This window comes from Pseudonocardia sp. EV170527-09 (assembly GCF_008369905.1).
Lineage (GTDB): Bacteria > Actinomycetota > Actinomycetes > Mycobacteriales > Pseudonocardiaceae > Pseudonocardia.
The window spans coordinates 1-22,621 of the sequence record NZ_VRMC01000052.1 but is presented as its reverse complement, the minus strand read 5'-3'; the positions used below and the strand labels follow the sequence as shown (position 1 = coordinate 22,621).

General features: G+C 74.4%; 17 protein-coding genes and 2 pseudogenes. 11 read left to right on the top strand and 8 right to left on the bottom strand.

Going from position 1 to position 22,621, the window contains the following annotated elements:
• Nucleotides 1-6 precede the first annotated feature (6 nt).
• Entirely contained in the window at nt 7-1,581 is a 1,575-nt protein-coding gene (locus tag FVA95_RS17130) for a dihydrolipoamide acetyltransferase family protein (protein ID WP_149665118.1), read from the top strand.
• Between the two features lie 91 nt (nt 1,582-1,672).
• Nucleotides 1,673-2,182 carry an FxsA family protein gene (locus FVA95_RS17125; RefSeq protein ID WP_161992337.1) on the top strand — a complete coding sequence of 170 codons (510 nt, stop codon included), beginning with the start codon at nt 1,673-1,675 and terminating at the stop codon, nt 2,180-2,182.
• A gap of 71 nt (nt 2,183-2,253) precedes the next feature.
• Here the strand turns inward: FVA95_RS17125 and FVA95_RS33515 are convergent, their stop codons facing one another.
• The gene (locus FVA95_RS33515) at nt 2,254-2,388 is read right to left on the bottom strand and encodes a hypothetical protein (protein WP_255407961.1); all 135 of its coding nucleotides are present in this window, start codon (nt 2,386-2,388) and stop codon (nt 2,254-2,256) included.
• A 319-nt stretch (nt 2,389-2,707) separates the two neighbouring features.
• On the opposite strand from FVA95_RS33515, the pseudogene FVA95_RS17120 reads away from it, so the two are divergent.
• The 4 genes and pseudogenes from FVA95_RS17120 to FVA95_RS17105 all read left to right on the top strand — a co-directional run bounded on the left by FVA95_RS17120 (nt 2,708) and on the right by FVA95_RS17105 (nt 7,580).
• Nucleotides 2,708-3,897: pseudogene (locus FVA95_RS17120) on the top strand (ATP-binding protein).
• A 196-nt stretch (nt 3,898-4,093) separates the two neighbouring features.
• Nucleotides 4,094-4,414 (top strand): co-chaperone GroES, encoded by a 321-nt coding sequence (locus FVA95_RS17115; RefSeq protein WP_043276256.1) that lies wholly within the window; start codon nt 4,094-4,096, stop codon nt 4,412-4,414.
• Nucleotides 4,415-4,540: 126 nt separating this feature from the next.
• Nucleotides 4,541-7,057, top strand: coding sequence for a VanW family protein (locus FVA95_RS17110; RefSeq protein WP_205015887.1), 2,517 nt, complete (start codon nt 4,541-4,543; stop codon nt 7,055-7,057).
• Between the two features lie 97 nt (nt 7,058-7,154).
• The gene (locus tag FVA95_RS17105) at nt 7,155-7,580 is read left to right on the top strand and encodes a CBS domain-containing protein (protein ID WP_149665116.1); all 426 of its coding nucleotides are present in this window, start codon (nt 7,155-7,157) and stop codon (nt 7,578-7,580) included.
• A 65-nt stretch (nt 7,581-7,645) separates the two neighbouring features.
• On the opposite strand, the gene FVA95_RS17100 is transcribed toward FVA95_RS17105, so the two are convergent.
• A complete protein-coding gene (locus tag FVA95_RS17100; RefSeq protein WP_149665115.1) occupies nt 7,646-9,484 on the bottom strand; it encodes an acyl-CoA dehydrogenase in 1,839 nt (612 codons plus the stop codon).
• Between the two features lie 255 nt (nt 9,485-9,739).
• Here FVA95_RS17100 and FVA95_RS17095 point away from each other — a divergent pair, with 255 nt between their 5' ends.
• Nucleotides 9,740-10,921 (top strand): N-acetylmuramoyl-L-alanine amidase, encoded by a 1,182-nt coding sequence (locus FVA95_RS17095; RefSeq protein WP_149665114.1) that lies wholly within the window; start codon nt 9,740-9,742, stop codon nt 10,919-10,921.
• Between the two features lie 74 nt (nt 10,922-10,995).
• Complete coding sequence (locus tag FVA95_RS17090) at nt 10,996-12,183, top strand: class I SAM-dependent methyltransferase (RefSeq protein WP_149665113.1); 1,188 nt, start codon at nt 10,996-10,998, stop codon at nt 12,181-12,183.
• A 7-nt stretch (nt 12,184-12,190) separates the two neighbouring features.
• Here FVA95_RS17090 and FVA95_RS17085 read toward each other — a convergent pair whose 3' ends face one another.
• Nucleotides 12,191-12,745 carry a TetR/AcrR family transcriptional regulator gene (locus FVA95_RS17085; RefSeq protein WP_149665112.1) on the bottom strand — a complete coding sequence of 185 codons (555 nt, stop codon included), beginning with the start codon at nt 12,743-12,745 and terminating at the stop codon, nt 12,191-12,193.
• 117 nt (nt 12,746-12,862) lie between these two features.
• Between FVA95_RS17085 and FVA95_RS17080 the strand changes: the two genes are divergently transcribed.
• Complete coding sequence (locus tag FVA95_RS17080; protein ID WP_149665111.1) at nt 12,863-14,509, top strand: GMC oxidoreductase; 1,647 nt, start codon at nt 12,863-12,865, stop codon at nt 14,507-14,509.
• On the opposite strand, the gene FVA95_RS17075 is transcribed toward FVA95_RS17080, so the two are convergent.
• The gene (locus FVA95_RS17075) at nt 14,502-15,134 is read right to left on the bottom strand and encodes a 2-C-methyl-D-erythritol 4-phosphate cytidylyltransferase (protein ID WP_205015886.1); all 633 of its coding nucleotides are present in this window, start codon (nt 15,132-15,134) and stop codon (nt 14,502-14,504) included. The genes FVA95_RS17080 and FVA95_RS17075 overlap by 8 nt on opposite strands.
• Before the next feature lie 106 nt (nt 15,135-15,240).
• Between FVA95_RS17075 and FVA95_RS17070 the strand changes: the two genes are divergently transcribed.
• On the top strand, nt 15,241-17,844 hold the full coding sequence (locus tag FVA95_RS17070) for a helix-turn-helix transcriptional regulator (RefSeq protein WP_149665110.1): 2,604 nt from the start codon (nt 15,241-15,243) through the stop codon (nt 17,842-17,844).
• Nucleotides 17,845-17,854: 10 nt separating this feature from the next.
• Here FVA95_RS17070 and FVA95_RS17065 read toward each other — a convergent pair whose 3' ends face one another.
• A complete protein-coding gene (locus FVA95_RS17065; protein ID WP_149665109.1) occupies nt 17,855-18,646 on the bottom strand; it encodes an SDR family NAD(P)-dependent oxidoreductase in 792 nt (263 codons plus the stop codon).
• A 141-nt stretch (nt 18,647-18,787) separates the two neighbouring features.
• On the opposite strand from FVA95_RS17065, the gene FVA95_RS17060 reads away from it, so the two are divergent.
• Complete coding sequence (locus FVA95_RS17060) at nt 18,788-19,237, top strand: MarR family winged helix-turn-helix transcriptional regulator (protein ID WP_149665108.1); 450 nt, start codon at nt 18,788-18,790, stop codon at nt 19,235-19,237.
• 7 nt (nt 19,238-19,244) lie between these two features.
• Here FVA95_RS17060 and FVA95_RS17055 read toward each other — a convergent pair whose 3' ends face one another.
• The 3 genes and pseudogenes from FVA95_RS17055 to FVA95_RS17050 form a co-directional block, all read right to left on the bottom strand.
• A complete protein-coding gene (locus FVA95_RS17055) occupies nt 19,245-20,459 on the bottom strand; it encodes a GTP-binding protein (protein ID WP_240051552.1) in 1,215 nt (404 codons plus the stop codon).
• 85 nt (nt 20,460-20,544) lie between these two features.
• Nucleotides 20,545-20,724, bottom strand: a pseudogene (locus FVA95_RS32985) (GTP-binding protein); the annotation flags it as partial.
• Entirely contained in the window at nt 20,721-22,430 is a 1,710-nt protein-coding gene (locus tag FVA95_RS17050; RefSeq protein ID WP_240051550.1) for a dynamin family protein, read from the bottom strand. The pseudogene FVA95_RS32985 and the gene FVA95_RS17050, both read right to left, overlap by 4 nt.
• Between the last annotated feature and the right edge of the window lie 191 nt (nt 22,431-22,621).

The window sequence follows — 22,621 nt, the reverse complement described above, 5'->3', positions numbered from 1 at the left end:
GAGCACATGCGTGAGCACTTCAAGCTGCCCGACGTCGGCGAGGGGCTGACCGAGGCCGAGATCGTCACCTGGCGGGTGGCGCCCGGGGACACGGTCGCGGTCAACGACGTCATCGTGGAGATCGAGACGGCGAAGGCGGCCGTGGAGCTGCCCTCGCCGTGGGCCGGGACGGTCGGTGAGCTGCTGGTCGAGCCGGGCGCGACCGTCGCGGTGGGGACGCCGATCATCGCGATCGACACCGCTGGGTCCGTGCCCGACGCCGATGCCGGAGCCAAGATCGGTGAAGCGGGCAAGGACGGGCGGATCGCGACGCTCGTCGGGTACGGGCCGCGGCAGGGCTCCGCGCGGCGACGGCCCCGGCGCGATCCCGCGGCCGCTGATCCCGCCGCATCCGCCTCCGCTCCCGCCGCATCTGCCTCCGCCGCTGCGCCCGCCGGCTCCGTGATGCCGGCCGCCTCCGCCGAGCCCCCCGCCGGAGGCTCCGGGAGCAGTGCTGCACCGGGGACGGCCCCGGCGCCCGAGCAGGCCGCTCCCGCGACCTCCACCGGTCTTCCGGACGGTGCCGCCCCGGGCGCCGAGGGCGACGGTGTGGGGCCGCGGGCCGCGCAGGTCCCCCTCGCCCCACCGCCGGTCCGCCTGCTCGCGCGGGAGCTGGGCGTCGACCTGCGGACCGTGACGGGGACCGGGCGCGACGACCGGATCACCCGTGAGGACGTGCACGCCGCCGCGACGGGTGCCGGGCTCACGGAAGCCGGGAACGACGCCGGGAACGACGCCGGGAACGACGCCGCGATCGACGGCCGCGACACCGAGGCATCCGCTGCCGGGGAGTCGGCGGGGGCTCCGGCCGGGTCGGGCGCGAGCGCCACCACCACCCGACCCACCGAGGACCGGCGCGAGCCCATCCGCGGCGTCCGCAAGGCCACCGCCGCGGCGATGGTCGCGAGCGCGTTCACGGCGCCGCACGTCACCGAGTTCCTCGACGTCGACGTCACCGAGACGATGGCCCTGCGCGACCGGCTGCGGGCCTCGCGCGAGTTCGCCGGGGTCAAGCTGACCCCGCTGGCGTTCGTCGCGAAGGCCGCCTGCCTGGCCGCCGCGCGGACCCCGGCGATCAACGCCAGCTGGGACGAGCGCGCCGGCGAGATCGTCTACTACGCCCGCGTCCAGCTCGGCATCGCCGCCGCGACGCCGCGCGGGCTCGTCGTCCCCAAGATCCGCGACGCGGACACCCTCACCCTGCGCGGCATGGCCGACGCGCTCACGACGCTCACCGACACCGCACGGGCGGGCCGGACCGCCCCGGCCGACCTGGTCGGTGGCACGTTCACCATCACCAACGTCGGTGTGCTCGGCGTCGACATCGGGACGCCGATCATCAACCCCGGCGAGGCCGCGATCCTCGCCGTCGGGTCGATCAGGCCCGCCCCGTGGGTCGTCGACGGCGAGCTGGCCGTGCGCACCGTGTGCCGGCTGGCGTTGTCGTTCGACCACCGCCTCGTCGACGGGGCCGAGGGCTCGCGGTTCCTCGCCGACGTCGGCGCGCTGCTGCACGACCCCGGGGTCGCCCTCACCTGGTGACCTGGGGAGATCATCCGAGTGCCCCCGGAGATCGATCCGGGGAATTCGGGCGATCCGGGAGCAGAACGGCGTGCCCGTGCGTTGTACGGGCATGCCGTTCGTGCTGCTCTACGTCGTGCTCGAGATCGTCGCGCTCGCCGGGCTGATCGCGTGGATCGGGCTGGGCTGGACCCTGTTGGTCCTGCTCGCCGGATCCGTGCTCGGGCTCCTGCTCGCCCGCCGGGAGGGCCTCCGCGCCGCCCGCGCGCTCGCCACCGCGGTGCAGCGCGGGAAGCTGGCGCACGAGGAGGCGACCGACGGGCTGCTCGTTGCCGTCGGCGGCATCCTCATCTTCCTGCCGGGCCTCATCACCGACGTGCTCGGTCTCGCCCTGGTGTTCCCCCCGACCCGGGCCCTGGTCCGGCGTCGCATGGTGAGCGCCGCCGAGCGGGCCGCACCGGGTCTGCGCACCGCGCGGATCCGCTACGGCGCCACCGTGGTGGAGGGGGAGACCGTCACCGAGCCGCGCACGGCGAGCGTGTACCCGCGCATCGCCGGTCCCGCCGCGGGCACCGGCCCGGTCGTCGAGGGCGAGGTCGTGGACGGTCCCGACCGCACCTGACCCGACTCCGGACGGGCCCGGGAGCAGGTGGTGGACGGCGGGGACGTTCGGGGGCGTCCCCGCCGTCCTTCTCACCAGCCGGGGCGCGCCCCTGCGAGCAGAGTGCGCAGGCTCTCCAGCCTCCGGCGACGCAGCGTGATCGGCTTCATCCGCAGCGTGGAGTGATGCATCCGGTCGGCGCGGTGCCGTCCTCGGTGTCGACCCACGGCGCTCTCCTCCCGGGCGTAGTCACGTGCGACAGGGTGGTGCACACCGCAGAGTGTTGCTGGTCAGCAGCGGTCGCGGAAGGTCGCGGGGTATGGGCCACCGGATCGTGACGACGACGCGGGCATTCACCGGCCGCACTCGCACGGTGCGTTCGCGACGGACCCCACGGGCGATGCCGGAACCGGCCCGGACGGGCAGTGTGACCACGCTGAGTGATTGCTGAGTGGTGGTCGGCGTCGCTGGGCCGCCCGGGTGGCGGGGAGGCGACACGCCGCCGTCGTCTACGGAATTCCGAAGATCGGCGGATACCGTCGTCGCATGGATCCGGTGCGCAACCCGTTCGCCCCCGGCGCGGGTCAGCGCCCGCCCGAGCTGGCCGGCCGGGACCGCGAGGTGGACGCCTTCGAGATCGTCCTGGAACGGGTCGCCCGTGGTCGCCCCGAGCGGAGCCTGGTGCTCACCGGGCTGCGCGGCGTCGGCAAGACGGTCCTGCTCGGCGAGCTGCGCTCGATGGCGATGCACGCCGGCTGGGGCGCCGGGAAGATCGAGGCCCGGCCGGACGCCGACCTGCGCCGTCCGCTGTCCGCGGCGCTGCACCGCGCGATCCGCGACCTGGCCGTCCGGCACCGTGCCCCCGAGCGCATCGACGAGGTGCTGGGGGTGCTCAAGGCGTTCGCGCTCCGGTCGTCGCCGGAGGGTACGAAGCTGCGGGAGCGCTGGCAGCCCGGCATCGACGTCCCGGTGAAGAACGGGCGCGCGGACTCGGGCGACATCGAGATCGACCTGGTCGAGCTGTTCACCGAGGTCGCCGAGCTCGCCCAGGACGTCGGATCCGGCATCGCCCTGCTGATCGACGAGATGCAGGACCTGCGGCCCGAGGACGTCTCCGCGCTCTGCGCCGCCTGCCACGAGCTGTCCCAGGCCCGGGTGCCCTCGTCGTCGTCGGGGCGGGGCTGCCGCACCTGCCCGCGGTGCTGTCGGCGTCGAAGTCCTACTCGGAACGGCTGTTCAAGTACTCGCGGATCGACCGGCTGGACCGTAAGGACGCCGACTTCGCGCTGATCGCCCCCGCCGAGCGGGAGGACGCGACCTTCGACCAGGAGGCCCTCGACGACCTCTACGTCCGCTCGGGCGGCTACCCGTACTTCGTGCAGGCCTACGGCAAGGCCGCCTGGGACGCCGCGCCGACCAGCCCGATCGGTGCGAAGGACGTCGAGATGGCCGCCCCCGAGGCCGATGCCGAGCTCGCGGTCGGCTTCTTCGGCTCCCGCTTCGAGCGGGCGACGCCCGCCGAGCGGGAGTACCTGCGGGCGATGGCCGAGCTGACCGACGGGGAGGACCACCCCGTCGAGACGTCGCTGGTCGCCAAGCACCTGGACCGGCGGGCGTCGTCGCTGTCCCCCGCGCGCGACAGCCTGCTCAAGAAGGGCCTCGTGTTCTCGGCCCAGCGCGGGCAGATCGCCTTCACCGTGCCGCACTTCGGGCGGTACCTGCTCGCCAACACCTGACCCCCGCTGCTCCGGACGAGTGAAAACTGTTTGCGGTGTAACGGGTCGTCGTGGCAGTGCGAAACCCCTGCTGAGCCCCGCGGCGCCACCCGACCCCCGACTCGGTAGCGCCGCGGGGCGTTCCACGTTCGGGGCAGGCTGTCGCCCGCCCCGGGCGCCGCCGGGGGCGTCAGGGGCCACCCGTAGCATCGGCCCGGTGGCCGAGCCCAAACTCGAGATCCAGATGCTCCATGACCGAGTCATGATCAAGAGGGTCGAGGGTTCCGGCGAGCGACGGAGCTCGGCCGGAATCGTGATCCCGGCAACCGCACAGGTCGCCAAGCGTCTGGTCTGGGGAGAGGTGGTCGGGGTGGGACAGCACGTGCGCACGGTGAAGGCCGGCGACCGCGTCCTGCTCGCCCCGGAGGACCAGTACGAGGTCGAGATCGCCGGCGTCGGGCACCTGGTCATGCGCGAGCGGGATCTGCACGCGGTGGCCTCCGAGGCCACCCAGCACGGGACCGGTCTCTACCTCTGATCCCCCCGGGTCGCGCCGGTCCGCACGGACCCGCGGCCCACCCGGTTCGACGGCGGTGTCGACGCAGGCGGCGACGTCGGCCTCGATGACAGAGTCGATGGCAGTGCGGAAAGGAAGTCCCACGTCATGCCCGAGCGCCCTCCCTCGTCCGACGACGCGGACGAGCAGCCGGTGACGGCCGCGCCGGAGCCGGGAGACCAGCCGAACGGCGACGCCGCCGGTGCCGGTCGCCCCGTGATGCCCGCCCGCCGCCCCTCGCCCGGTCCCGCGGCAGCCGCTCCTGCCACAGCCGCGCCCGCCGCCGCGCAGGGAACCAACGCGCCGCAGGGCGCCGCCGAGGCCCCGGCCGCCGCGACGCGGGCCACCGAGACCCGGAGCGCCGAGAACCGGGCCGCCGAGACTCCGGCCGCCGACGCGTCCGGGCCCGCGGATCCGGCCGAGGCCGCCGAGCAGGCGCCGCCGGAGTCCCCCGCGGCCCGCACCGTCGTCGGACAGGCCACCACCGCGGACGACCCGGCCGCGCCGTCGCCCGCCGGGCACCAGCCGTCCCCGCAGCGCCCGGGCACCGGTGCCCCGCAGCAGCCCGGCGGCGCCCCGGCGCCCGCCGCGTCGGAGCCCGGCCCCCGGACCTCCGGCGGACAGGACCCGACCCGCCCGGCCCTCGGGGGCGGCGGGGGCCGGGACCAGGACACCGTCCGCGTCCCCCCGCTCAGCGAACAGCGCACCCAGGTCCTGCCCCGGGTCACCCCCGCCGCGTCCGCGACGCCGCCCACGGGCGGCGCCGGCGAGCAGACCGCCCGCATCCACACCGGCGGCCCTGGCGCGGGCACCGCTGTCCTCGGCGCCGGCGCGTTCGGTGCCGCGGGCCCCGCGGCCGCGACCGGTCCGGGTGGTCCGGGTGGTCCCGGTGGTGGCGACGGGGGTGGCGGCGACGAGGGTGGCGACGGCGAGAGCGGTGACGACGGCCCGCAGCGCAAGCGCCCGGTCGGCCTGATCGTCGCGGCCGCCGCACTCGGTGTGCTCGCCCTCGGTTACGTCGGCGACCTCGTGCTCAGCTCCGGCAGCGTGCCGCGTGGCGTCGTCGTCGCCGGTCAGCAGATCGGTGGAATGTCGCGGGCCCAGGCCACCGAGACGCTGCAGGCGGCGATCGAGCCGCGTGCCGGCGCGCCGGTGCCGGTCCAGGCCGGTGAGGTCCGCTCCGAGATCGATCCGAAGGCCGCGGGCCTGCAGGTCGACTACGCGCGCACCCTCGACGAGGCGGGCGAGCAGCCGCTGAACCCGATCACCCGGATCTCCTCGTTCTTCACCACCCGCGAGGTCGGGGTGGTCAACTCCGCCGACGACCGCGCCGTGCGCACCGCGCTCGAGCAGATGGCCCCGCTGGTCATGAAGGAGCCCAAGGAGGGTTCGGTCCAGTGGCAGGGCGTCACCCCGATGCCGGTCGCGCCGGAGCCGGGGCAGCAGCTCGACGTCGACGCGGCCGTCGGCGTCGTCGAGGAGCAGTGGGCCTCCGGCGAGCCGGTGCAGCTGCCGCTGATCGTCGAGCAGGCGATCACCACCCCGGCCGACGTGCAGAAGGCCATCGACGAGGTCGCCAAGCCCGCCGTCGCCGGTCCGCTGACGATCACCGGTGAGGGCGCGAACGCGACCATCACCCCCGAGGACATCACCACCGCGCTCAGCTTCACCGCGGACCCGCAGGGCCCGGTGAAGCTGAAGCCGGTGATCGCGAACAAGACCCTCGAGGACATCGCCCAGCCGCAGCTGGCGAGCACCGAGAAGCCCGGCGTCGACGCCCAGCTCGACTTCGCCGCGACCCCGCCGCGGGTCGTCCCGTCGCAGGACGGGCGCGGGATCGACTACGACGCGACCTTCGCGAACGTGCTGCCGATCCTCACCGGCCAGGGCGAGCGCACCGTCGCCGCGGTGTACGCGAACAAGCCGGCCGAGATCACCACGGCCGACCTGCAGTCGCTGGGCAACGCGACCGAGATCTCGACGTTCACCACCGGCGGGTTCGCCGCCGACTCGGGGCAGAACATCAAGCGCGCCGCCGAGGCCGTCAACGGCCAGATCGTGCAGCCTGGCGAGACGTTCAGCCTCAACGCCGTCAGCAACCCCCGCAACGCCGCCAACGGCTACGTCGAGGCCGGCATCATCGAGGACGGCCACCCGGCGCGCGGCGTCGGCGGCGGGGTCTCCCAGCTCGCGACGACGCTGTACAACGCGTCGTACTTCGCCGGCATGACCGACATCGAGCACAAGGAACACAGCTACTACATCAGCCGCTACCCGGTGGCCCGTGAGGCGACGGTCTTCGACGACCTCATCGACGTCAAGTTCCGCAACGACGGCCCCACCCCGGTGCTGATCCGCACGGCGTGGACGCCCAGCAACGTCACCGTCTCGTTCGTCGGCCAGAAGATGTACGACGTCACCTCGACGACCGGGCCGCGGACCAACCCGACCCAGCCGCAGGTCGTCAACATCCCGGCCGGTCAGCCGTGCAGCCCCAGCAAGGGCTCGCCCGGCTTCACCGCGACCGACACCCGGACCATGCGCAACGTCCAGACCGGGGAGACGACGAGCAAGACCCGCACGGTCAAGTACAACCCGCAGCCGATCGTGCAGTGCGGCGGCTGATCCGGTGATCGTCGCGTCCAGGGGGTGACGTAACCCACGTCACATTCGTACCCTGATCCCTCCAGTCGCCGGACAGCGAGGGATCGGGGTACCCCCAATGCGCATCGCGGACGTTCTGAGGAGCAAGGGCAGCGCGGTGAGCACCGTGGCGCCGGACGACCCGGTGGTCGAGGTGCTCCGGGCGATCGCCGAGCGGAACCTCGGCGCACTGCCGGTGGTCGACGGTGACCGGCTGGTCGGCATCGTCTCGGAGCGGGACGTGGTGCGCCGGTTGCACAGCCACGGCGCCGCGCTGCTCGACGCGCGGGTGTCCGAGGTGATGTCCACCGAGGTGGTCACCTGCTCGCCCGACGACGGCGTCGGTGACCTCGCCCGGGTCATGACCGACCGCCGGGTGCGGCACCTGCCGGTCGTCGTCGACGGGGCGCTGGCCGGGATCGTGTCCATCGGCGACCTGGTCAAGGCCCGGATGGACATGCTCGAGCAGGAGCGCGAGCAGCTGGAGAGCTACATCGCGCAGTAGCGGCGGACGAGGAAGGGCCCCGGGCGGGGAGTCCGCACCCGGGGCCCTTCGTCAGGGGAACCGGATCAGAACGAGGCCTCGTCGAGCTCCATGAGCGCGTTGTCGGCGTTCGCGACGATCGCCTTCTCCGAGGTCAGACGGGGCAGCACGGACTTCGCGAAGAACGTCGCGACGCCGACCTTGCCCTCGTAGAAGGCCCGGTCCTTCGCCGGGACGCCGTCGGTGCCCAGTGCGGCGAGCGCGACGGTCGCCTGACGCAGCAGCAGCCAGCCGACGAGCAGGTCGCCGACCGCCATGAGCAGCCGCACGGTGTGCTGGCCGACCTTGTACAGCTCGGTGGCGTCCTTGGTGGAGGCGTAGAGGTAGCCGGTCAGCGTGCCGAGCATCCCCTGCACGTCGGTGAGCGCGGTGCGCAGGAGCTCGCGCTCCTCCTTGAGCCGGCCGTTGCCCGCCTCGGAGTCGATGAACGCCTGGATCTCGCCCGCGACGTGCGCGAGCGCCTGGCCGTTGTCCCGGACGATCTTGCGGAACAGGAAGTCCTGGGACTGGATCGCGGTGGTGCCCTCGTAGAGGGAGTCGATCTTGGCGTCCCGGATGTACTGCTCGATCGGGTAGTCCTGCAGGAAGCCGGACCCGCCGAGGGTCTGCAGCGACTGCACGAGCTGCTCGGTGGCGCGCTCGGAGCCGACACCCTTGACGATCGGCAGCAGCAGGTCGTTGACCTTCTCCGCCAGCTCGGTGCTGATCCCGCTGCCCTCGTCGCCGAGACGCACCCTGTCCTGGAAGGTCGAGGTGTAGATGTAGACCGCGCGCAGGCCCTCGGCGTACGCCTTCTGCAGCATCAGGCTGCGGCGGACGTCCGGGTGGTGGGTGATCGTGACCCGCGGCGCGGTCTTGTCCGTCATCTTCGTCAGGTCGGCGCCCTGCACGCGCTCCTTGGCGAACTCGAGCGCGTTGAGGTAACCGGTCGACAGGGTGCCGATGGCCTTGGTGCCGACCATCATCCGGGCGTACTCGATGACCTGGAACATCTGAGCGATGCCGTCGTGCACGTCACCGAGCAGCCAGCCGACGGCCGGGGTGCCGTGCGCCCCGAAGGTCAGCTCGCAGGTCGTGGAGGCCTTGAGGCCCATCTTGTGCTCGACGTTGGTCACGAAGGCGCCGTTGCGCTCGCCCGGCTCACCGGTCTCGGTGTCGAAGTGGAACTTCGGCACGAGGAACAGCGACAGGCCCTTGGTGCCCGGCTTCGCGCCCTCGGGGCGGGCCAGCACCAGGTGCATGATGTTCTCGGTGAAGTCCTGCTCCGCCGAGGTGATGAAGCGCTTCACGCCCTCGATGTGCCAGGTGCCGTCGTCCTGCTGGATCGCCTTGGTCCGGCCGGCCCCGACGTCCGAGCCCGCGTCCGGCTCGGTCAGCACCATCGTGGCGCCCCAGCCGCGGTCGATCATCAGCTGGGCCCAGCGCTTCTGCTCCTCGTTCCCGTTCTTGTGGAGGATCGAGGCGAAGTTCGGGCCGGCCATGTACATGAAGATGGCCGGGTTGGAGCCACACATCAGCTCGGCGGCGGCCCATTGCACCGACGGCGGGATGCCCATGCCGCCCAGCTCGTTCGGCAGGCCGAGGCGCCACCACTCGCCGTCCCAGAGGACCTTGTAGGCGTCCTTGAGCTCCTGCGGGGTGGTGACCGTGTGGTCCTCGGGGTGGAAGACCGGCGGGTTGCGGTCGATCGTGGCGTAGTGCTCCGCCAGCGGTCCGGTGCAGACGGTCGACAGCTCCGACAGCACGCCCTTGGCGGTGTCGACGTCGACGTCGGTGAACGGCCCCGTCCCGAGGTGGTTCTGTACCTCGAACACCTCGAAGAGGTTGAACTCGAGGTCGCGCACGTTGCTCTTGTAGTGGCCCATCCGTCCTTCACCGCCGTTCGTGCCAGGGCCGATCGACTTACCGGCCGGTAACTGACTCCAGAGTATTACCGACGGGTAACCCAGGCAAGGGCGCAGGTGCGGGTCGGGGACCGCTCACCCGTGTGACGCGCTCGACCGGCGCGCCCGCGCCGTACTTCTCCCGTGAACCGAGAGAGTGTGGAGTCGCACGGGACGGATGTGGCGTGTGTGACGAAGGCGGTACCGGCTCGGTGCGGCCGATGGGGGGCAGCAGCGATGGGCGAGCCGGGGCAGAGCTGGAGTCGCCGCGGGCTGCTGGTCGGTGGTGCGGTCGCCGGCGCGGCCCTGGTCCTGCCCGGCCGGGCGTTCGCCGGGCCGCCGCCGGCCACCGACCCCGCCCCGCCCGCCACCGACCCGGTGCCCGGTCCGTCGGCGGTCCCGGGGCCGGAGGGCATGCCCGGCCCGGCGGGTGCCGGCCCCCTCGCGGAGGGCGTGCCGATCCCGTTCATCGCGCGCTGCTTCGAGTGGGGCGCGCGCAAGCCGAGGTCCGCACCGAAGATCTGGGACCGGCGTCCGATCCGGATCCTGGTGCACCACACGGCCGGGGCGAACACGACCGACTACAGCGTCGGCGCCGCGCACCGGATGGCGAGGGCGATCCAGAACTACCACATGGACCGCAACGGCTGGCTCGACTCCGGGCAGCACTTCACCATCTCGCGCGGCGGGCACGTGCTGGAGGGCAGGCTCTGGAGCCTCGGTGAGCTCAACGGGGGCCGCCGCGTCGTCGAGGGGGCGCACTCGCCGGGCCAGAACGTCATCGCGATCGGCATCGAGAACGAGGGCACCTACATGGGCGTCGACCCGACGCCGGCACTGTGGAACTCGCTGCGCATCACCTGCGCCTACATCTGCCTGCGCTACGGGATCGCCCCGACCGAGCTCTACGGCCACCGCGACTACCGCAACACCCTCTGCCCCGGCGACCGTCTCTACGCCGCGCTGCCCCGGCTGCGTCGCGAGGTGGCGGGGCTGCTGGGCAGGCGGCTCTCCCGCACCGAGGCGACCAAGGCGAGCTGGCCGCTGCTGCGCACCGGCGACCGCGGGCCGATCGTCGAGGCGGCCCAGTACCTGCTGCGCGACGCCGGGTCGCTGACCGGGAAGCCCGACGGCCGGTTCGACGACCGCACCGCGGCCGCGGTGCGCGAGTTCCAGCGCGCGCACCGCGCCGACGACGTCAACGGCCTGCTCGGCGGGGAGACCTGGCCGGAGCTGGCCCGCACGGTGCGCGCGGGCGCCGAGGGCGACGCCGCCCGTGCGGTCGAGGTACTCGCGGCGGCGCGGCGGGTGGAGAGCGTGCCCGACGTCGTCGACCACCCGCAGTGGCAGAAGCTGCTCGGGACCTCCGGCAGTCCCGTCCCGGACGTGCACGACCCGCAGGGCGTGCTGAACCGCTGAGGGCCACGCGCGGGCCCCGTGCGGGCGGAGAGCGCCCGCACGGACGGGTGACGGACTGCCGCTAGTCTCGCCCGGTGCTGAACCGCTGCCCCGCGTGCGACGCGCCCGCGAGCGATCCGTTCTTCTCGGTGACCGGGCTGCCGGTGCACGGCACCGCGGTGCTGCCCGACCCGGTCTCGGCGCGGTCGGTGGCCACCGGTGACCAGGTGCTCGTGCTCTGCGAGCGCTGCGGGCTGGTGTTCAACCGCGACTTCGACCCGGGGCTGCTCGACTACACCGGCGACCACGAGGAGTCCCAGCACCACTCCCCCCGCTTCGCCGCCTACGCCGCGGAGATCACCGCGGACTGGGTGGCGCGGTTCGGCCTGGCCGGACGGCACGTCGTCGAGGTGGGCTGCGGGTCCGGTGACTTCGCCGCCGAGCTGCTCGGCGCCGGCGTCGGCCGGGTCACCGGGATCGACCCGCACTTCGTGCCGCAGCGGGTCCGGCCCGAGCTCGCGGACCGGCTCACCGCCGTCCCCGCGGAGTTCGCCCGTGACCAGGTCGAGCCGGACACCGCGGCCCTGGTCTGCCGGCACACCCTGGAGCACATCCCCGACCTCGCCGTCTTCGGCGCGGAGCTGCACGCCGGGCTGCGGCGCGGCGGTGGCCGGGCGCTGCTCGCCGAGGTGCCCGACCTGGGCCGGATCCTCGACGAGGGCGCCTTCTGGGACCTGCAGTACGAGCACTGCTCCTACTTCACCCCGGCGACCATGCGGACGTTCCTGGCCGGGGTCGGCTTCTCCGACCCGCAGGTGCGGCTGACCTACGCCGACCAGTACGTCGTCGCCGAGGCGGGGCCGGGCGGGACCCCGGGCGCGCCTGTGCTGGAGCCGCACCTGCGCGACGCGCTGCGCGGTGCCTGCCTGGACTTCGCGACCCGGGTGTCGGACCAGGTCGGACGCTGGCGGGAGTGGCTGGGCGGCCGGGCCGCGACCGGCGACGAGGTGGTCGTCTGGGGCGGCGGGGCGAAGGGGCTGACCTTCCTCAACGTCGTCGAGGGCGGGGCGGAGGGGACCGGCGCGGTCGGCGCGGTCGTCGACATCAACCCCGGCCTGCAGGGCCGCTTCATGGGCGGGCTCGGGCTGCCGATCCGCGCGCCGAAGGACCTGCTGGACTCCCCGCCGCGGTCGGTGCTGCTGATGAACCCGGTCTACACCGGCGAGGTACGGGCCACGCTCGACGAGCTGGGGCTCGGGTCGACGGAGCTGCTCGCGGTCTGAGCCCCGCTCACCGGTTCGCGTCGCGCATCTCGCGCACCGCGCGGGCGAGCTCGGCGCGGGCATCGGCGGGGTCGTCGAGGCCGACCCCGGTGAGCACCAACGCCCCGGCGAGCAGCAGCCGCGCGGTGCGTCGGGCCGGGCCGGACAGGTCGTCACCGCAGACGCGGTCGAACCGGTCCTGGAAGTCGGTGATCACCGAGTCCCGGATCCGGCGGGCGGCCGGGTCGTGGCCGAGGAACACCGCGCGCAGCGCGCTGTTCCCGGCCAGGGCGGCGACCAGACCGTCGACGTAGCCGGCGACGCGCTCCTCCACCGGCAGCCGGTCGTCCGGCTCCTCACCGGGCGCGGCGCGCAGGTGGGTCACGAACACCGCGGCGAGCAGGTGCTCCTTCGAACCGAACACCTTGTACGCGGTCGCCGGGGAGACTCCGGCCCGGCGGGCCACCCGGCGCACGGTGAGCACCTCGGCGCCGTGCTCCGCGAGCTCCGCGCCCCCCGCCTCGAGCAGCCGGGCGCGCGTCGCCGGCGCGACCTCGCTGGGTCGGAGGATCGCCTCGTCCACCGGCTCCAGGGTAGTGCGCGACCCGACGTACCGAACCCGGTACCGATGGTCGCGGGAACTGCGCTACGGTCACCGCACCCGATGGACAGGTGTCCATCCGGCCCACGGGAGGCTCACGTGCGCACGATCAGCCGCAGGACCGTCCTCGCCGGCGCGGCGGGTGCCGCCGGACTCGGGCTGCTGGGCAGCGGGGTCGCCGCCGCAGCGCCCGGCCGGATCGCGGTGACCCGCGAGGAGCACCGGGTGGTCGTCGTCGGGTCCGGCTTCGGCGGCGGGGTCACCGCGCTGCGCCTGGCGCAGGCCGGGGTGCCGGTGCTCGTGCTGGAGCGCGGGCGGCGCTGGGTCACCGGCCCGAACGCGGAGACCTTCCCGCGGGTCCTGACCAACCCCGACCGCAGGCTGTTCTGGCTCGACACCGTCTCCGACCCGCTGGACGGGCCGCCGAACCCGCTGTCGGTGCTGCTCGGGCGGCCGACCCGGAGCACCCCGGGCGCGGTCCCGCTTTCCCCCGGCCGCTACACCGGTCTGCTGGAGCGGGTCGGCGGCAACGGCATGGACGTGTTCTGCGCGGCGGGCGTCGGTGGCGGGTCGCTGATCTACCAGGGCATGACGCTGCAGCCGACCGCGGAGCTGTTCGCGGCCACGATGCCCCGCGAGCTCGACTACGACGTGCTCGCCCGCGAGCACTACCCGCGGGTCGCGCGGATGCTGCGCCTGGAAACCGCACCCGACGAGCTGATCGACTCCCCCACCTACCGCTCGTCGCGGGTGTTCCGGGACCGCGCCGAGGCCGCCGGCTACGAGGTCGAGAAGATCCCGATGCCGATCGACTGGGACTACGCGCTGGCCGAGCTGCGCGGGGAGATGAAGGCCACCTACACCAACGGCGACGGCGCGCTCGGTGTGAACAACGGAGGCAAGCACAGCGTCGACGTCACCTACCTCGCCGAGGCCGAGGCGACCGGCCGGGTCACCGTCGCGACGCTGCACCAGGTCACCGACGTCATCCGGGCCGCCGACGGGCGCTGGGAGGTGCACGTCGACCGGATCGACGAGACCGGCACCATCCAGGAGAAGAAGATCATCACGACTCCGGCGCTGGTGCTCGCCGCGGGGACGCAGAACACCAACCGGCTGCTGCTGCGCGCCCGCGCGCACGACACGATCCCGGACCTGCCCGACGCCCTCGGGGAGAACTGGGGCACCAACGGCGACCGGATCTGCACCTGGGTCTCCCCCGTCGAGGACTTCGGCCCGGTGCAGGGCGGGCCCGTGGTGTTCGGGACGAAGGACTGGGCGGACCCGGCATCGGCGAACACGATCATCCAGGCGTCGCTGCCGCCGCTGCCGCTCGGGCTCGGCCGCACCGTCACGATGATCGTCGGCTACGGCGTCAGCGCCGGCCGCGGCCGCGTCACCTGGGACCCGGTGCGCCAGGAGGGCGTCGTGCAGTGGCCGCTCGACGGCGACGCGCCGCTCACCGCGCGCATCCACGAGCGGATGGCCCGCATCACCGGCGTGCGCGGCACCTTCGTCGACACCACCTACGCCGTGCCGACGACCTGGCACCCGCTCGGCGGTGCGTGCATCGGCACGGTCTGCGACGTCGCGGGCCGGGTGCGGGGCCAGCGCGGGCTCTACGTGCTCGACGGGTCGCTGATGCCGGGCACCACGGCGGCCTGCAACCCGTCGATGACGATCGCGGCCGTCGTCGAGCGGGCCACCGACGACCTGGTGCGCCAGGACGTCGGCACGCTCATCTGACCAGCCGCCGGACGACGGCCAGGTCCTCCGGGCTCGCCACGTGCAGGTTCGCCGGGTCCCCCGGCACCGTCACCACGCGGTGGCCCAGCGCGGCGAGCATCCCGGAGTTCTCCACCGGCCGGGGCGCGTCGGCGTGCGCGGCCCGCAGCACGTCCGCCCGGAACGCCTGCGGTGACTGGGTGATCACCGCGTCCTGCTTCGGGAGGGTCTCGACGACGACGCCGTCGACCACCCGCTGCACCACCTCCAGCAGCGGGACGACCGGCACCGCTCCGTCCGCTCCGGCGCGCACGGCGTCGACGACGTCGGTGAAGATCCGGTCCGCGGCGAGCGGGTGTGCCGGGTCGGCGAGCACCAGGATCCCGGCGTCGCCGGGCACCACCGCGAGCCCGGCACGCAGTGACTCGGACTGGTGGTCGCCGCCGACGGCGAGCGCGTCGACCGGCTCGCCGTCCCAGTCCACACCGGACGGCAGCACCAGCGCGACCCGGTCGCAGGTGCGCCGGGCGGCGGCGACCGTGTGGTCGACCAGCCGGAGCCCCGCCAGCTCGTCGAGCTGTTTCAACCGGCCGTAGCGCAGCCCCCGGCCGCCCGCCAGCACGATCGCCCACACGTGGTCCTGCACTCCGGTGATCCTGCCGGGACCGCCGGGGGAACCGGACACCGCACCCGATAGCCTCGGTCGTCCCCGATCGGGCGACCCGAACGGGTGACACGGAGGGCGGACGAGGATGGCGGCACCGACGACGTCTCGCACCCCCGCCGCGCCGTCGACCGGCCCGCTCGCCGGGTCCCCCGCGTCGATCGCGCTGGTCCGGGAGGTCGCCGAGGACCCGGCCGCGCCGCGCCTGGTGGCCGTCACCGGCCCGGCCGGTGCGGGCAAGTCGACCCTGCTGCGCGAGCTCGTCCGGGTGTGGACCGAGGCCGGCGCCGAACAGGACGTGACGGTCGTCGACGACGCCCACGAGCTCGGCGACGATGCGATCGCCGACCTGCGCGGGTACGCGGGCCGCCCGGACGCCCGCCTGGTCGTCGCGTTCCGACCGTGGCCGCGCAGCCGTGCGCTGGCCCGGCTCGGCGCGACGCTGGCCGCCGCCGCGCCGCCGCTGGTCCTGGGCTCCCTGGACGCGGCCGGGATCGCTGCGCGGGCCGCCCGCGTCGCCGGGGTCCGGATCTTCGACGAGGCCGTCCGGGTCGTCGCCGAGCGCACCGCCGGGGCCCCGATGCTGGTCGACCGGCTGCTCGCCCACGGGCGGGTCGGCGGGCCGGTGCCGCCGCAGCTCGCCGAGCAGATCGGCTACGCCGTCGACGCCGAGGACCCACGGGTGGTCGAGCTGGTCACCGCGCTCGCGCTCGGTGCCCCCGTCGACGGCGAGGTGCTCGTCCCGCTGCTCGGGATCTCCGACGCGGCCGGCGTCGGCGTCGGCGCCGAGATCGCCGAGCTCGACGAGCTGTCCGGCCGGGCCGTCGCCGCGGGGCTCTGCACCCCCGACGGGCGGGTCGTCCCGCTGGTCGCCGAGTCGATCCGCGCCCGGGTCGCGCCCGCCCGGCGGGCCGAGCTGCGCCGCCATCTCGCCGAGATCGAGCTCGACCGCGGCGGGAGCGTGCTCGCCGTCGCCCGCACCCTGCGCGGGTCCGGGGCCACCGGGGAGCGCGCCGCCGCGGTGTTCCGGGCCGCCGCGGCCGAGGCGGCCCACGCGGAGAGCCCGGACGCGGTCCGGTTCTACGCCGAGGCCGTCGCCGCGGGGACACCTCCACTGACCGTCGCCGCGCACCGCGCGCAGGCCCACCTCGTCGCGGGGGACCTCGACGGTGCGCTCGGGCACGCCGACTCGGTGCTGTCCGCGACCGACGCCGTCGAGGCCACCGACGCCGTCCGGGCCGGGTCGGTCGCGGCCGCCGTCCTCGCCCGGCGGGGTCTGCTGGCGCGCAGTGCCGAGCTGTACCGGTGGACCGCCGCGGTGTCCGGGGAGCGCCCGCCCGCGGCGGCCGTGCCCGTCCTGATCGGGACCGGGGCGCTGGAGGAGGCCCGCGCCGTCGTCGGGGGCGACGGTGGCGGTTCCGGGTTCGTCGCCGGCCGTGCGCCCACCCTGGTCGACGGCGCCGACGACCTGACCGCCCGCGGCGTGCTCGACTCGGTCGAGGGCTCCCCGACCGCAGCACTGTCCGGCCTGGCCCGCGCCGCCGGGCTCCTGGAGGCCGCGCACGGCGCCGCGCTGCTGCCCGACACCCCGGCCGCGCTGGCCGCGCTGGTGGCCGTGCACACCGGGGAGTTCGACGTCGCCGCGTCCGTACTGGACCGTGCCCTGCGGACCGGGCTCGGCGGGGCACCCGCCCGGGCCCGGCACCGGCTGCTGCTCGGCTGGATCGCGCTGTTGCGCGGCGCGACCGGCCCGGCGTCGGAGCGGCTCGCCGCCGTCGACGAGGGCGACGACCCCCTCGAACCGCGCGACGAGTTCCTCGCCGCGGCACTGCAGGTGGCGATCGCCCGCCGCCAGTCCGACCTCGGCGCCCTGATGCGGTCCTGGACGCGGGCCCGGCAGGCGATCGTCCGCCACCCGGTCGACCTCTACGTGCTGCAGCCGCTCGGGGAGCTGGTGACCGCGGCGTCGCGGCTGCGGGAGGAGAGCTGGGTGGCCCCGCACCTCGCCGAGGCCGACGCGCTGCTCGACCGGCTCGGCCGGCCCGCGCTGTGGGCCGCCCCGCTGCACTGGGCACGGCTGCAGGCCGCGGTCCTCACCGACGACGTCGAGGCCGCCCGCGCCCGCTCCGACGAGCTGCAGCGCGCGGCCTGCGGCAGCCGCTTCGCCCACGCCATGGCGACGGCGGCCCCGCACTGGGTGGGGGTGCTGGAGGACCGGGTCGACGCGGCCGAGGTCGAGGCCGCCGCCCGCGGGCTGCACGCCGTCGGCCTGTCCTTCGACGGCGGCCGCCTCGCCGGGCAGGCGGCGTTGCGGACCGGGGACCGGCGCGCGGTGTCGGCGCTGCTGGCCTGCGCGCGGGCCCTGCAGGCCGCGGGCACGGACCTGCGTCAGGGGACCGTCCCACCGCCGGCGGAGGAGCCCCGCCCGGTGGCCGAGGAGCCTGCCGTCGTGGCTCCGGCACCCGTCGAGGCCGCCCCGGAGCCGGCCGCGTCGGGACTGCTGTCCGAGCGTGAGCTGGAGGTCGCCGAGCTCGTCGTGCAGGGGCGCACCCAGCGTGAGATCGGTGAGGCGCTGTTCATCTCGGCGAAGACCGTCGAGCACCACGTGGCCCGGATGCGCCAGCGCCTCGGGGTGGGCAGCCGCAGCGAGCTGCTCGACGAGCTCCGCCGGATCCTGGGCGACCGCGGCTGACCCCGCCCGGTCAGGGCAGGATCGAGTCGACGTACCCGCCGTCCACCCGGACCGCGGCCCCGGTCGTGGCCGAGGCCTGCGGGGAGGCCAGGTAGGTCACCATGTGGGCGATCTCCTCGGGCTCGATCAGCCGCTGGATCAGCGACTGCGGCCGGTGGGTGCGCATGAACTCGCGCTGGGCCTCGTCCCAGGGCAGGGCCGGATCGACGAGCTGGTACACGAAGTCCTCGACGCCCGCGGTGTGCGTCGGCCCGGCGATCACCGAGTTGACGGTGACCCCACTGCCGGCCGCCTCCTTGGCGAACCCCCGGGACAGCGCCAGCAGCGCCGTCTTGGACACGCCGTAGTGGATCATCTCGGCCGGGATGACGATCGCGGAGTCGCTCGCGATGTTCTGGATGCGGCCCCAGCCGCGGTCCCGCATGCCGGGCAGGTAGGTCCGGATCAGCCGGGCGGCGGTCAGGACGTTGACCTCGAAGTAGCGACGCCAGTCGTCGTCGGTGATGGTGAGGGCCTCCTGGGCGCCGAAGACGCCCAGGTTGTTGACCAGGACGTCGACGTCGGGCAGCGCCGCCACCAGGGTCGCGGTGCCCTCCTCGGTGGTGACGTCGGCCGCCACGCCGGCGACGTCCCCGCCGGACTCGGCCCGGGCCCGGGCGACGGCCTCGTCGACCCGGTCCGCGGTACGGCCGTTGACCGCGACCCGGGCGCCCGCGCGGGCCAGGCCGACGGCGATGGCGAATCCGATGCCCTGGGTGGAGCCCGTCACGAGGGCGGTCCGGCCGGTCAGGTCGAGGTGCATGGCTGTCTCTCCAGGAGTCGGGGCGGCCGTCTCGTATCGTGGGGACGGCACGTGTAACAGTCAGCGTGCGCCGATAGTTGCACACGCTGGTTATTGCTGACGCCGCCAACGTAGCGCCGACGCCCGAAGGGGAGGCATGCCATGTCGCTCGACGACGACGCGGTCGAGACGCGGGCGCGGGGGTGGCGCACCCTGGCCGCCCTGCACGCCCGGCTGGAGGACGACCTGGAGCGGGCGTTGCAGCGCTCGTACGGGCTGTCGGTGGTGGAGTACACCGTGCTCGACGCGCTGGCCCGCCAGGACGGGTTCCACCTGCGGATGGCCCAGCTGTCGTCGGTGGTGGCGCTGAGCCAGTCGGCGACGACCCGGCTGGTCGGCAGGCTGGAGGACCGGGGTCTGCTGCAGCGGTACCTGTGCCCCACCGACCGGCGCGGCATCTACACCGAGCTCACCGAACAGGGGCGTCTGCTCCTGGAGAGCGCCCGCCCGGGCCACGACCGGGCGCTGGAACGGGCACTGGCCGACGCGGCGACACGACCCGAGCTGGCCCCGCTGGTCGCGGCGTTGCACGCCCTGGACGCGACGCCCTGATCCCTGCCTAGTGGTGCGCGTGCGGGCGGGAGGCCTCCGCGAGCAGCCCCTCGCAGGAGCGCACCACGATCCGCGCGGCCTCCGCCGAGGCCCGCCCGGTCAGCGGGCTCTCCGCCCGTCGCCGCCAGCGGCGCAGCGCCTCGGAGGCGGCGTCGTGGACCTCGCGCGGGCCCGCGGCGCCGTCGAGCCCCAGCCGGGCCGACGCCGAGCCGCCCTCGCCGCCGAGCAGCCGTTCGGCGTCGGCGAGCGCCTCCGGCGGGAACACGATCTTCCCGGCGCGCAGGTCGGCCAGGGCCCGCAGCTCCACGAACTCGTGCGCCCCGGCCAGGATCCGCTCCACCTCGGCACGCAGCGCGGCCGTCGCCGGGCGGGGCTCGCGGGTCAGCACGAGGTCGACGGCGAGCAGCGCGGAGCGGGCCTTGAGCAGGTCGCGGCGCTCGGAGAACTGGGTGTCGAGCACCGAGCGCAGCTCGTCGAGTCCGGAGCGGCGCACCAGGTCGTCGGCCAGCGCGGTCGGGTCCTTCACACCCTGGCGGATCAGCGTGGTCCCGAGCCGGACGCCGAACAGGCCGAACCGCTCCAGCAGCGCGATCCGGGTGGCGGCGTCGGGCCGGTCGAGGTCGGTGCGTCCGAACCGGTCGGCTGACAGCAGCAGCGCCTCGACGTCGCCACGCGGGAGCGCGGCGAGCTCGGTGAGCGCGACGTACTCGTCCTGCCGCATGGTGCGGGCGGTCTCGGCGAGCAGCCCGGCCACGGCGACGACGGTCTGGCACAGCCCCCGCAGCTTGTCGTCGCCGCGGTAGCGCCGCGCGATCCGGCGCGCCGAGATCAGCGCGTCGAGCCGGCCGACGCCGATCTCGTCGGCGCGCGAGAGCACCGCGATGGTGTTCACCGGGGTCGCGCGGGCGACGCCGCGGTCGTGGAAGGCCTCCAGGAACCGCACGTCACCGGCGTGCAGGTGACGCATCAGGTAGACGACGGCGTCGGCGGGCGACGGGGTGTCCTCCGGCGTGAGGAACTCCCCGGCCCGGCCGGCCGCGTCGGCGGTCAGCGACCCGATGCCGGGGGTGTCGATCAGGTTGGTGCGGCGCAGGTGCTGCGACGGCCAGTCGACGTGCAACCGGTCGACGTCCTCCACCCGGGCGCCCTGCAGGTCGATCTGCAGGGCGCCGTCGCGGCGGGCCAGGGTGAGCGGACGGTCGGCGCCGGAGCGCAGGTGCATCCGCACGCCCGGGGCGGGGGGCGTCGGCGTACCAGGTGACGATGCGGGTGCACTCGCCCGCGTCGGTGGGCGCGATCCGCTCGCCGACCAGGGCGTTGAGCAGGGTGGACTTGCCGGCCTTGACCTTACCGGCGATCGCGACGCGCAGCGGCTCGTCGAACCGGTCGAGGTGGTGGCGCAGCCAGCCCGCGGCCTGCGGGGAGTCGCCGTAGGCGTCCAGGGTCCGGCGCAGCAGCGCGCGGGTCTGCTCGGTCAGCGCGCTCACGCCGGACCACCGGAGCCCACGGCCGCGGCCAGCGCCCTGGCCCGCTCGGCGAGGCCGGTCACCCGCTCCAGCTCGGCCTCCAGGTCGGCGACGCGCTGCTGACGCTCGGCGTCGTCCTTGAGGGCGGTCTGCGCGGCCGCGACCGACTCCTTCAGCGCCTCGGACAGCTCGTCGGCGACGGTGGTGAAATGGTCGCGCAGGTCGCGCTGGATGCGGCGCAGGTTGTCCCGGGAGTCCTTGCCGACCTGGAAGGTGACCTCGTCGATGTGCCGGCGCACGGCGTTCTTCGACTCGGCCTGGCGGCGCTGCTTCAAGCGCTTCTTCTCGTCGCGCACGGTCTTGGCGCCGAACAGCAGACCCGCACCGACCGAGAGCGGGTTGAGCAGGGCGATCCCGGCGAAGGTGGAGGCGAGACCGAACATCAGCATGCCGCCGTAACCGCCGCGGGCGCCGACGAACAGCTTCTGCCCGATGCCGAACTTCTCGTCCGCGGGCATCTCCAGCGGGTCGACCAGCCCGGCCACCGAGCCGCCCGCGACCCGCAGCTCGGGCAGGGTCACGTCGACGGCCTCGGCGAAGTGCTCGGCCACCTGCTCGGCCAGCCAGCGTGCCCGCTCGGTCGTCCACACGAAGTTCTGGGCGACGGCGTGGGCCACCTGCTTGTGGAACCACTCGGCGAACTGGTCCCAGATGTCGGCCGGGTCGGCGTCCTCCAGGAGCTGCTCGGCGTCGCGGGAGACCGCGCGCAGCCGGTCGCGCAGGTCGTACTCGATGTCGGCGATGATGTCGGCGACGCCGTCGGTCAGCGTGGTCTGCCAGCGCGCGGAGCGCTGGCGCAGCCCGTCGACGCGCGACCGCGCGGCCTCCAGCTCACGGGCGAGCTGACCGGCCTTCTCCGGGTCGTTCTGCGACATCAGCTCGGCCCGCATCGTGGCTTCCAGGGCCTGGCAGGTGACGAGGACGTCCTGGCTGGTGGAGCGGCGGTCCAGGTCGTCGGCGGCACCGACGACCTTGCGCAGCAGGAAGCTGGTGAGCGCCTGGAAGCCGGACTCGGCGATGAGGTCGAGGTCCTGGGTGCGGGCCGCGTGCAGCCGCAGTGCGGAGGACACCGGCAGCAGCTCCGCATCGATCCGGGCGGTGCGCAGGTGGCGCTCGTCGATCTCGACGATCCGCCGCCAGTGCGGGTACAGGTCGGTCTTGGTGACGATGCAGGCGACGTTCGGGCACAGCTTGCGCGCGGCCTGCAGGAACTCCAGCTCGGGGGCGGTGTACTCCTGGCTGGCGTCGGAGACCAGCAGCACCGCGTCCGCGGTGGGCAGCGCCGACATCGTCGCGGCGCCGTGCGCGGACCCGAGCCCGCCGACGCCGGGGGTGTCGACCAGGGCCAGCCCGCTCTGCAGGAGCTTGCGGGGCAGCGTGACCTCGGCGCGGGTGAGGCGGGCCCGGTTGCCGGGGTTGCCGGCCTCGGAGACGTGCTCGGCGAGCTGGTCGAGCCCGACGACGGTCCGCTCGGCCTTCTCGGTCGCCACGCCGTCGGGCCCGGGGGCCTCGCGCACGAGGGTCACCGACGTCTCCTCGCCGAAGCGCACGAGCGTCGGCACGGCGGTGGCGATGTCGTCGTCGACGGGGCACACGGTGGCGTTGACCAGCGCGTTCACCAGCTGGCTCTTGCCCTGCTTGAACTCGCCGACGACCAGCACCCGCACGACCGGGTCGGTCAGCCGCGCCTTCGTCTGCCGCAGCCGCGGCGCCAGGTCGGGGCGGTCGTAGGCGGTGACCGCCTTGGGGCCTGTGCAACGAACGGTGGTTCCGGCCCGACACGCCGGACCTCAGCGTCCGGCGGGATGGGCACTGTGAGTGATGACATCAGACCCTATGGGCTCTGCTGAGAACGAGA